This is a genomic window from Pseudomonas sp. Mn2068 (genome assembly GCF_049319725.1).
Taxonomy (GTDB): domain Bacteria; phylum Pseudomonadota; class Gammaproteobacteria; order Pseudomonadales; family Pseudomonadaceae; genus Aquipseudomonas; species Aquipseudomonas gingeri.
Map to the genome: position 1 here is coordinate 55,790 of NZ_JBMOUG010000004.1, position 10,755 is coordinate 66,544.

Sequence of the window (10,755 nt, forward strand, 5' to 3'; positions counted from 1 at the left end):
GGGCAAAGGGGAGCAAATCTTACAGAAGCACTCGGGTTTACGCCACGAAACTGAATGTCGTCCTTCACCGATAACACTTTTCTGTTAGAATGTTCGGCTTTCTTTAACACTCTAGGTGAAACGTCCATGCAGCCCATGCTGAATATCGCGCTGCGCGCCGCCCGCAGCGCCAGTGAATTGATTTTCCGCTCCATCGAGCGCCTGGATACCATCAAGGTCGACGAAAAAGACGCCAAGGACTACGTGTCCGAGGTTGATCGTGCTGCCGAGCAGAAAATCATCGACGCTCTGCGCAAAGCGTATCCGACCCACGCCATCCGCGGTGAAGAAACCGGTTTCCACGCCGGTAGCGGCGAAGGCGAAGAATACCTGTGGATCATCGACCCACTTGATGGCACCACCAACTTCCTGCGCGGCATCCCGCACTTCGCGGTCAGCATCGCCTGCAAATACCGCGGCCGCCTTGAGCACGCCGTGGTTCTGGACCCGGTTCGCCAGGAAGAATTCACCGCCAGCCGTGGCCGTGGCGCCCAGCTGAACGGTCGCCGCCTGCGCGTCAGCGGTCGCACCAGTCTCGACGGCGCCCTGCTGGGCACCGGCTTCCCGTTCCGCGACGACCAGATGGACAACATCGACAACTACCTGGGCATGTTCCGCGCCCTGGTCGGCCAGACCGCCGGCATCCGCCGCGCCGGTGCCGCGAGCCTCGACCTGGCCTATGTGGCCGCCGGTCGTTTCGACGCCTTCTGGGAGTCGGGCCTGTCCGAGTGGGACATGGCTGCGGGCGCACTGCTGATCCAGGAAGCGGGCGGCCTTGTGAGCGACTTCACCGGCGGTCACGACTTCCTTGAGAAAGGCCATATCGTCGCCGGCAACACCAAGTGCTTCAAGGCCGTGCTGACCGCAATCCAGCCGCACCTGCCGGCTTCGCTGAAGCGCTAAGCGCCCGGCCATGAAAAAAGCACCCCGAGGGGTGCTTTTTTTGTGCCTGCGATCCGGGGTCAAACCCCGGTGCGATTACTGGGCAGGCTGGTTCTGGCTGAGAATCAGGCGACCTTCCTTGTCAACCGGAATCTGGTTGCCCGGATCACGATCCATGCGCACCTTGCCTTCCTTGCCGTCGAGCTGGTAACGCACGTCATAACCCACGACCTTGTCGCTGATGTCATTGACCGTGTTACAGCGGGTCTGGGTCGTGGTGTAGGTGTCACGCTCCTGCATGCCCTCCTGCACCTTGTTACCGGCATAACCGCCACCGACCGCACCCACGACCGTCGCCAGGGTCTTGCCCTTGCCACCGCCCACCAGACTGCCCAGCAGGCCACCGCCCACCGCACCCAGCGCCGTACCGGCCAGGCGATGCTCGTCCTGCACCGGCTTCTGCCGGGTCACGGCAACGTCCTTGCACACTTCGCGCGGTGTCTTGACCTGCGTCTTCACAGGTTCGACCGCCAATACTTGAGCATACTCAGGGCCGCTCTTCACCATGCTGTAGGTCGCAACAGCACCTCCGGCGGTGACACCGACAGCACCCAATACCGCACCCACCAGCAACGACTTGTTCACGTGAACCTCCTGACCATCACCGCGGGAAATATCCGCATCTCTCCTAGCCTTGGAGCATGAAAAAAGGCGCGAGTTCAATACTCGCGCCTTCTCGGGTGACAGCCGGAGGAAAAACGAACGTCAAGGACGGTCGTCGATTTCCTTCTGGGTGTTGGCCGGAGGAATCAGGTCCTCGCTGTTCAGGTTCAGCCAGATCAACACCACGTTGGCGATGTAGATCGACGAGTAGGTACCCGCCAGCACACCGACGAACAGTGCGATGGAGAAACCGAACAGGTTGTCGCCACCGAAGAACAGCAGGGCCGCGATCGCCAGCAGGGTGGAGATCGACGTCGCCATGGTCCGCAGCAGGGTCTGGGTGGTCGAGATGTTGATGTTCTCGATCAGGCTGGCCTTGCGCAGTACCCGGAAGTTCTCGCGAACCCGGTCGAATACCACGATGGTGTCGTTGAGCGAGTAACCGATGATCGCCAGTACCGCCGCCAGCACCGTCAGGTCGAAGGTGATCTGGAAGAACGACAGGATACCCACGGTCACGACCACGTCGTGGATCAGCGACACGATGGCGCCGACCGCGAACTTCCACTGGAAGCGGAAAGCCAGGTAGATCAGGACGCCGCCCAGCGCCATCAGCATGCCGAGGCCGCCCTGGTCGCGCAGCTCTTCACCCACCTGCGGGCCGACGAATTCGACGCGCTTGACCTGCGCCGGATTGTCGCCGCCGGTCTTCTGCAGCGCGTCCGCCACCTGGTGACCCAGTTGCGGGTCTTCACCCGGCATCCGCACCAGCAGGTCAGTGGTCGCGCCGAAGCTCTGCACGATCGCTTCGTGATAACCGGCCGTGACCAGTTGCTCACGGACCTTGGTGACATCGGCCGGACGCTCGTAGGTCAGCTCGATCAGCGTACCGCCGGTGAAATCCAGACCGTAGTTCAGGCCCTTATGGAACCAGCTGAACAACGCCAGAACGGTAAGGAGCACGGTGACGCCGAACGCAATGTTGCGAACGCCCATGAAGTTGATAGTACGTAACATGGCAGCCCCTTAAATCCACAACTTCTTGAAGTCACGACCGCCGAAGATCAGGTTGACCATCGCGCGGGTCACCATGATGGCCGTGAACATCGAGGTAAAGATCCCGAGGGACATGGTCACCGCAAAGCCCTTGACCGGACCGGTACCCATGGCGAACAGGATGCCGCCCACCAGCAAGGTGGTCAGGTTGGCGTCGACAATCGCCGTATAGGCACGACTGAAGCCCTCGTTGATCGCCCGCTGAACCGTCATGCCCGCCGCGATCTCTTCACGTATCCGCGAGAAGATCAGTACGTTGGCGTCGACCGCCATACCCATGGTCAGGACGATACCGGCGATACCCGGCAGGGTCAGTGTCGCTCCCAGCAAGGACATCAGGGCCAGCAGCGCGACCATGTTGAAGGCCAGCGCCACGGTGGCGATGATGCCGAAGAAGCGGTAGATGGCGATGATGAACAGCGAGACGAACAGCATGCCCCACAACGACGCATCGATACCCTTGGTGATGTTGTCGGCACCCAGGCTCGGGCCAATGGTACGTTCTTCAGCGAAGTACATCGGCGCGGCCAGACCACCGGCACGCAGCAACAGGGCCAGTTCCGAGGATTCGCCCTGGCCGTTCAGGCCGGTGATGCGGAACTGCGCGCCCAGCGGCGACTGGATGGTCGCCAGACTGATGATCTTCTTCTCTTCCTTGAAGGTCTGTACCGGCACGTCTTTCTCGACACCGTTGACCACTTGCTTGGTGTAGGTGGTGATCGGACGCTGTTCGATGAAGATCACCGCCATCTGGCGACCGACGTTGCTGCGCGTGGCGCGGCTCATCAGTTCGCCACCATGACCATCCAGGCGGATGTTCACTTCCGGGGTACCGTGCTCGCCGAAACCGGCCTTGGCATCGGTCACCTGGTCACCGGTGATGATCAGGCCACGCTCGATCAGCGCCGGAGGACGGTTGCCTTCACGGAACTCGAACTCTTCGGAAGTCGCCTTCGACGCACCCGGCTCGGCGGCCAGGCGGAATTCGAGGTTGGCGGTCTTGCCGAGGATACGCTTGGCTTCAGCCGTGTCCTGCACGCCCGGCAGCTCGACCACGATGCGGTTGGCACCCTGGCGCTGAACCAGCGGCTCGGCCACACCCAGCTCGTTGACGCGGTTACGTACCGTGGTCAGGTTCTGCTTGATGGAGTATTCACGGATTTCCGCCAGCTTGGCCGGGGTCATCGCCAGACGCAGTACCGCCTGGCCATTCAGATCAGCCGGAACAATGTCGAAATCGTTGAAGCTCTTGCGAATCAGGGCACGGGCCTGCTCGCGGGAATCATTGTCGGAGAAGCCCAGTTGAATGGCGCCATTGAGCTGCGGCAGGCTGCGATAACGCACACGCTCCTTGCGCAACAGGCTCTTGACGTCGCCTTCGTAGACTTTCAGGCGGGCATCGAGGGCCTTGTCCATATCCACTTCCAGCAGGAAGTGCACACCACCGGACAAGTCCAGACCCAGCTTCATCGGGTGCGCGCCGAGGCTGCGCAACCATTGCGGGGTGGTCTGTGCCAGGTTGAGGGCCACCACGTAGTCGTCGCCGAGGGCTTTACGCACCACGTCCTTGGCCGGCAGTTGGTCTTCCTGCTTGGTCAGGCGCAGCAGGCCGTCCTTGCCGTTGGCGGCGAGGGTGGCACCCTTGACGGCGATGCCGGCTTCGGTGAGCGCCTTGCTCACCCGGTCCAGATCGGACTGGTTGACCTGCAACGCCGTGCTGGCGCCGCTGACCTGGATGGCCGGATCGTCAGGGTAGAGATTGGGAGCGGAATAAATAAAACCGACCGCCAGCACCGCCAGGATCAGTACGTATTTCCACAGAGGGTATTTGTTCAGCATCACGCCGCCCGCTTATGACGCGGGGCGCCTTGCGCGCCCCGTCGATTGTTGAATGTTGAAACTTAGATCGCTTTCAGCGTGCCTTTAGGCAGAGTGGCCGCGATGGCACCCTTCTGGAACTTCATTTCGACGGTGTCGGAAACTTCCAGCACGACGAAATCGTCGGTCACTTTCAGGATCTTGCCGGCGATACCACCGGTGGTCACCACTTCGTCACCCTTGGCCAGGTTGCCCAGCAGGTTTTTCTGCTCCTTGGCGCGCTTGGCCTGTGGACGCCAGATCATCAGGTAGAAGATGACCAGGAAGCCGACCAGGAAAATCCATTCGAAACCACCGCCCATCGGACCTGCAGCGGCAGGTGCAGCGGTGTCCGCCAGGGCGGAAGAGATGAAAAAGCTCATGTGACACTCCAGTTGCAAATATGTAGTTCTAAGGTCTGAAAAGATCAGTCCAAAGGCGGCACGGGAAGCCCGCGCTTGGCGTAGAAGGCATCGACAAAGGCGGCCAATGTACCCTGTTGAATAGCCTCGCGCAAACCAGCCATAAGCAGTTGGTAATGGCGCAAATTGTGGATGGTATTCAACATACTCCCCAGCATTTCGCCGCACTTGTCCAGATGATGCAGATAAGCACGGGAGAAGTTCTGGCAGGTGTAGCAATCGCAGGTCGGATCCAGCGGCGAATCATCATGGCGATGGAACGCGTTACGGATCTTCAGCACGCCGGTATCGACGAACAGATGCCCGTTGCGGGCATTACGGGTCGGCATCACGCAATCGAACATGTCCACCCCGCGGCGAACACCCTCCACGAGATCCTCCGGCTTGCCAACGCCCATAAGGTAACGAGGTTTGTCAGCGGGCATCTGGCCTGGCAGGTAATCCAGCACCTTGATCATCTCGTGCTTGGGCTCGCCCACCGACAGGCCGCCGATGGCCAGTCCGTCGAAACCGATCTTGTCGAGGCCTTCGAGGGAACGCATGCGCAGGTTCTGGTGCATGCCGCCCTGGACGATACCGAACAGCGCCGCGGTGTTGTCGCCATGGGCATTCTTCGAGCGCTGGGCCCAGCGCAGCGACAGTTCCATGGACACCCGGGCGACATCTTCATCCGCCGGATACGGCGTGCACTCGTCGAAAATCATCACGATGTCCGAGCCCAGGTCGCGCTGGACCTGCATCGACTCTTCCGGCCCCATGAACACCTTGGCACCGTCGACCGGCGAAGCGAAGGTCACGCCCTCCTCCTTGATCTTGCGCATGGCGCCCAGGCTGAACACCTGGAAACCGCCGGAGTCGGTGAGGATCGGCCCCTTCCACTGCATGAAGTCGTGCAGGTCGCCGTGTTTCTTGATCACTTCGGTGCCCGGACGCAGCCACAGGTGGAAGGTGTTGCCCAGGATGATCTCGGCACCGGTGGCGACGATATCCCGTGGCAGCATGCCCTTGACCGTGCCGTAGGTGCCCACCGGCATGAACGCCGGGGTCTCGACGGTGCCGCGCGGGAAGGTCAGGCGACCGCGACGGGCCTTGCCATCGGTGGCGAGCAACTCGAACGACATACGACTGGTGCGACTCATGCTTGATCCTCGGGTGCCGATTCCTGGGGTCCGGTCGGCGCGGGGTTGCGGGTGATGAACATCGCATCACCGTAACTGAAGAAGCGGTAGCCGTTGTCCACGGCGGCCTTGTAGGCGGCCATGGCTTCGGGGTAACCGGCGAAGGCCGAAACCAGCATCAGCAGCGTGGATTCGGGCAGGTGGAAGTTGGTGACCAGGGCGTCGACCACATGGAACGGCCGGCCCGGGTAGATAAAGATGTCGGTATCGCCACTGAACGGCTTGAGCACGCCATCGCGGGCAGCGCTTTCCAGCGAGCGTACGCTGGTGGTGCCCACCGCGATCACCCGGCCACCGCGCGCGCGGCAGGCGGCGACGGCATCCACGACAGCCTGGCTGACTTCCAGCCATTCGTTATGCATATGGTGGTCTTCGATGCGCTCCACGCGCACCGGCTGGAAGGTGCCGGCGCCGACATGCAGGGTCACGAACGCGGTTTCGACGCCCTTGGCGGCAATGGCCTCCAGCAGCGGCTGATCGAAATGCAGGCCGGCAGTCGGCGCGGCCACGGCGCCCAGGCGCTCGGCATAGACCGTCTGGTAACGCTCGCGGTCCGAGCCCTCGTCGGGACGGTCTATATAAGGAGGCAACGGCATGTGGCCGACGCGCTCCAGCAGGGGCAGTACTTCCTCGGCGAAACCCAGTTCGAACAGGGTGTCGTGACGGGCGAGCATCTCGGCTTCGCCCCCCCCTTCGATAAGGATCTTCGAGCCGGGTTTGGGCGACTTGCTGGAGCGCACATGAGCCAGCACACGGTGGCTGTCGAGCACTCGCTCGATGAGAATTTCCAGCTTGCCGCCGGAGGCTTTCTGGCCGAAAAGACGGGCCGGAATGACCCGGGTATTGTTGAACACCATCAAGTCGCCTGGGCGTAAATGCTCAAGCAAATCAGTGAATTGACGATGTGCCAGCGCGCCGCTGGGCCCATCCAGGGTCAGCAGGCGACTGTTGCGACGCTCGGCCAGCGGATGGCGAGCGATCAGGGAATCGGGGAGCTCGAAAGTAAAGTCAGCGACGCGCATGATGGGGTTCGTCTAGCAGGGCCGGAAAGTTTAGCGGAATTCACCCATATTGACCATGAAAGGCGATTGACCAACGGTAATGGCGTCTCTATACTTCGCCGCCATTGAGCCCTGATGGCGGAATTGGTAGACGCGGCGGATTCAAAATCCGTTTTCGAAAGGAGTGGGAGTTCGAGTCTCCCTCGGGGCACCACATAGCAGTATCTGAGAGTCTCTACCAGCCTCTCAGCCCCAGAGAAACCGGCCACTTGGCCGGTTTTTTTGTGTCTGACTATCTATCCCTGTCTCGCCTTATCCGTTGTATCCCTGTATCCCCATCTGTATCCTGAGAAAAATACCGAACTTTGGGATACAAGGATGAAGCGCGCAGATATCAAGCGCCGCCCTCTCGCAGACACCACGCTTACAGGGCTGGAACCTGAAGCAAAGGAGTACCGTGAACTGGACGGAAGCGGCCTGTACTTCAGGGTCAAACCTGATGGTGGCAAATCCTGGCAGCTCCGTTACAAACGCCCTGCGGGCAATTGGGCCTGGATGGGGCTAGGGGGTTACCCCGAGGTGAGCGGCGCATTGGCCCGGGAAAAAGCTGCCGACCTGCGCAAAACCATAAGCAGCGGATCTGATCCCCTTGAGCAAAAGCGGTCTGCCAAGGCCGCTATAGATGCAGCAAAGACACGAACCTTCAGAGCAGCTGCTGACGCCTGGCTAAAGGCAAAAGAAGAAAAGGGACTGGCTCCCTCAACACTCAACAAAATCCGCACCTACCTGGACAAGGATATTCTCCCAGCACTGGGGAACAAATCGCTCGACGAAATCACCCGTACCGATTGCGCCGAACTCCAAGCATCCATCGAAGGCCGAGATGCACACAACGTAGCGGAAAAGTGTCGCACCTGGATCAACCAGATATTTGGGCGGGCTATCGGCTTAGGGCTCACTGAAAACGACCCAGGAAGCCGACTTCGGGATATAGCTGCTCAAGCTCCAAAAACTCAACAGCACCCGCACCTGCTCGAGCCCGAGCTAGGTGGATTCCTCAACGCACTTAAAAACACCCCCAGCAGGCTGACGGCACGAACAGCTGCATGGCTTTGCATCTGGACAGCCTCACGACCGGGCATGGTTCGATTGGCCGAGTGGAGGGAGTTCGACCTAAATAAAGCCACTTGGACTACACCAGCGGCAAAGATGAAGATGCGCCGAGACTTCGTCTGCCCTCTCCCCCACCAAGCGATTGCCGCATTAAAGGAACTCCAGTGCCTGACTGGCCGCAGTCGTTGGCTGTTCCCCGGGGTGGGTGCCAAGAACCCGACGATCAGTGAAAACACGATCAACAAAGTCTTCGCTACCATCGGATATAAAGGCCGCTTGGTGGGGCACGGTACTCGACATACAGCCAGCACATTGCTTCGAGAACATGGCTGGCCCAAGGAGCACGTTGAGGCACAACTGGCTCATAAAGAGGAGGGAATTGCAGGGGTCTACAACAAAGCCCAGTACCTTGAGCAACGGACGCAGATGATGCAGTGGTACGCCGATCACCTGGACGCCCTGGAGCGAGGGAACGTGGTTCAAGGTCAGTTCAATAAAGCACTATGAACAGGTCTTCCCCACCCCCTCTCAAAATAGGTGTTACGCGTGTAACTGGTGTTTCTACTTACATCAAACCATTGAAAATAAAGAGAATTTTAATGGTTACACGCGCATTCCGCCTTGAGCAGCACCAGTGTAACGGGGCTAAACCGTGTAACAACGATTACACCACCGCCCCTCTGCTGGCCGCCGCGATACGCGACGCTGGCACAGCACACCGGATCTGGGGCGACGGGGCAATCTAATTGGACATTGAAAAAGGCATTGAACCAGAGAAACTGGAAATTGCAGGCGCCGACGTAACGTGCCTGATTTGGGATCAGGACGACATAGAAGTGGCCGTTCGCAATCTAGTGCTGTTTCCACAATTCAGTGACCACCTCACGACGGCCTTTGACCTGATCAATACAGCGACCTCGTTCTGGCTTGAGGACGGGGACTACGCACCGTGCGCAGAGTCGGTCACAAGAACCCTTTATCGCCTACGCGACGTCATCTTCGACCATGCTGACGCTGCTGAATCAGGCTCATTGCCCAGCGTGATTCGACGAGTACTTGGGGTCGATCAAAGCGCAGCAGACTCGCAGTTGGCTGCGGCCTTCGCCCTGGTACTGGGGACCCAAGCTGTAGAGGTCCTCGCAAACTGGCTGTTCGACCTTGAGCTTGCGGCCTACGAGATCGATGCAGACTTGATAGAGCAGTTGAGACTGAACTCACCAGAACGATACCGAGCCCTGGTTGAAAAAGAGCGGGACCGCCGTAGCGGAAACGAAATCAGAGCACGAGAAGATTTCGCCACCTTAAGGGGAGAAGCGGACCGGGCGCTGTTGATGGCAAATCTCTATCGCCAAGTTGAGCGGATGGATGTGCGGAAAAAAGGCTTCAAGACCTCAAGCCTGATGCATCGAATGCTAGACGACGCCTTTGCAGCAAAGGCAACAAGTCGGGGCCGTGAGGCCGGCCAGGGGAACCGGAATCCCGACTCAAAAGTACAATCAGATGCCATGGATAGACGGGCAAAGATCAAGGCTGCCGCCGATAAAATCATCAATGGGCGACGGCTTGAGAAGCGCGAACTGACCGACTCTGAATTGACCAGACTGCTTTTCGAGCAGGGAATTCATGGAACGAAGAAGACCATTAGAGAACACCTCACGACCCTGGGCTTAAGACCTCTGAAACAAAAAGGGGAGTAGACACAGTCCGCTCCCCCTCGCCTACGTAGCGTATGACCCGTTGTCTCAATTAACAAAGGGTTAGATCGCTATGACTACCGTTTCAAAAGCAACTCCTTCGCACGACCCCTCCACGACCCTCATTCGGATGTCCGAGGTCATTTCAATCGTTGGGCTAGCACGTCCGACCATCTACAAGCTGATGCGTGAAAACGCATTTCCATTGCCGGTAAAGCTGAGTAACAGCAATGCCCGAAGTGCCCCTGTTGCCTGGGTACTGGGAGAGGTTCAGTCATGGACGAAAGCGCGCATCGCAGCACGCGATCAGGTGGCTGCATGAAAAAACACGTCGCTCACCAAGCCATCCTCCAGCCCTTCTCGGTGCTGCGAAACATCGGCTTTTCATCGCGATGCATGCAACGCCTGGAGCGCTACCGAACAGAGCAGGCCAGACGAGATCACGCAGTGGCCGTGATGAGCTGGGCAGACGGTACCTGGTGCGCACTCGCGTTACCCAGCACTGCTCCTCACGCCGTCATCGTCGACGAGGGCCAGCAGATCGAGGCCTACGAAGGCGCCCGCTCCATGCTCAGCGACGGACTCCTGCCCCTCCTCTCCCTGCGCTGGGAAGCCCATGCCTGAAATGAAAACGCCCCCGGCGGCAACCGGAGGCGTTGAGGTAAATCTACATGCACCGACAACTTATTCCGCACCTGCAAAAAACGCAAGCCATCGACACAGTTGCACTTTCAAAAAACGGGCGTTACTCTCTGGCCGTCGCTGCAAAATCAGCGACCGGGTTTGGCGACCCGGACAGAAAAGGCGCACAGGCGCCCCTATTACGATTGCAGGCGCTTTTTTTGTGCCC

11 protein-coding genes and 1 tRNA gene are annotated in these 10,755 nt (G+C 59.5%); 6 read left to right on the forward strand and 6 right to left on the reverse strand.

Translation table 11 applies throughout. The features are described 5' to 3' along the window. Nucleotides 1-126 precede the first annotated feature (126 nt). Nucleotides 127-942 (forward strand): inositol-phosphate phosphatase, encoded by an 816-nt coding sequence (gene suhB, locus ACL9RJ_RS10965; protein WP_017123694.1) that lies wholly within the window; start codon nt 127-129, stop codon nt 940-942. A 75-nt stretch (nt 943-1,017) separates the two neighbouring features. On the opposite strand, the gene ACL9RJ_RS10970 is transcribed toward suhB, so the two are convergent. The 6 genes from ACL9RJ_RS10970 to queA form a co-directional block, all read right to left on the reverse strand. Then, nucleotides 1,018-1,566, reverse strand: coding sequence for a glycine zipper 2TM domain-containing protein (locus ACL9RJ_RS10970; RefSeq protein WP_017123693.1), 549 nt, complete (start codon nt 1,564-1,566; stop codon nt 1,018-1,020). A 120-nt stretch (nt 1,567-1,686) separates the two neighbouring features. Beyond that, nucleotides 1,687-2,601: a protein translocase subunit SecF gene (gene secF / locus ACL9RJ_RS10975; RefSeq protein ID WP_017123692.1), complete on the reverse strand. Its 915-nt coding sequence runs from the start codon at nt 2,599-2,601 to the stop codon at nt 1,687-1,689. A 9-nt stretch (nt 2,602-2,610) separates the two neighbouring features. Beyond that, nucleotides 2,611-4,479: a protein translocase subunit SecD gene (secD, locus tag ACL9RJ_RS10980; RefSeq protein WP_422765230.1), complete on the reverse strand. Its 1,869-nt coding sequence runs from the start codon at nt 4,477-4,479 to the stop codon at nt 2,611-2,613. A 62-nt stretch (nt 4,480-4,541) separates the two neighbouring features. Continuing rightward, nucleotides 4,542-4,880, reverse strand: coding sequence for a preprotein translocase subunit YajC (gene yajC / locus ACL9RJ_RS10985; protein WP_017123690.1), 339 nt, complete (start codon nt 4,878-4,880; stop codon nt 4,542-4,544). Nucleotides 4,881-4,924: 44 nt separating this feature from the next. Beyond that, complete coding sequence (gene tgt, locus ACL9RJ_RS10990; protein ID WP_167331613.1) at nt 4,925-6,040, reverse strand: tRNA guanosine(34) transglycosylase Tgt; 1,116 nt, start codon at nt 6,038-6,040, stop codon at nt 4,925-4,927. A 14-nt stretch (nt 6,041-6,054) separates the two neighbouring features. Beyond that, a complete protein-coding gene (queA, locus tag ACL9RJ_RS10995; RefSeq protein WP_177107974.1) occupies nt 6,055-7,119 on the reverse strand; it encodes a tRNA preQ1(34) S-adenosylmethionine ribosyltransferase-isomerase QueA in 1,065 nt (354 codons plus the stop codon). 108 nt (nt 7,120-7,227) lie between these two features. Here queA and ACL9RJ_RS11000 point away from each other — a divergent pair. The 5 genes from ACL9RJ_RS11000 to ACL9RJ_RS11020 all read left to right on the forward strand — a co-directional run bounded on the left by ACL9RJ_RS11000 (nt 7,228) and on the right by ACL9RJ_RS11020 (nt 10,529). Further along, nucleotides 7,228-7,312, forward strand: a tRNA-Leu gene (locus ACL9RJ_RS11000). 164 nt (nt 7,313-7,476) lie between these two features. After that, nucleotides 7,477-8,718 carry a tyrosine-type recombinase/integrase gene (locus ACL9RJ_RS11005; RefSeq protein ID WP_422765231.1) on the forward strand — a complete coding sequence of 414 codons (1,242 nt, stop codon included), beginning with the start codon at nt 7,477-7,479 and terminating at the stop codon, nt 8,716-8,718. A 239-nt stretch (nt 8,719-8,957) separates the two neighbouring features. Further along, a complete protein-coding gene (locus tag ACL9RJ_RS11010) occupies nt 8,958-9,908 on the forward strand; it encodes a hypothetical protein (RefSeq protein ID WP_422765232.1) in 951 nt (316 codons plus the stop codon). A gap of 70 nt (nt 9,909-9,978) precedes the next feature. After that, a complete protein-coding gene (locus tag ACL9RJ_RS11015) occupies nt 9,979-10,227 on the forward strand; it encodes a helix-turn-helix transcriptional regulator (protein ID WP_422765233.1) in 249 nt (82 codons plus the stop codon). After that, the gene (locus ACL9RJ_RS11020) at nt 10,224-10,529 is read left to right on the forward strand and encodes a hypothetical protein (protein ID WP_422765234.1); all 306 of its coding nucleotides are present in this window, start codon (nt 10,224-10,226) and stop codon (nt 10,527-10,529) included. Before ACL9RJ_RS11015 ends, ACL9RJ_RS11020 begins: the two co-directional genes overlap by 4 nt. Nucleotides 10,530-10,755: the final 226 nt, after the last annotated feature.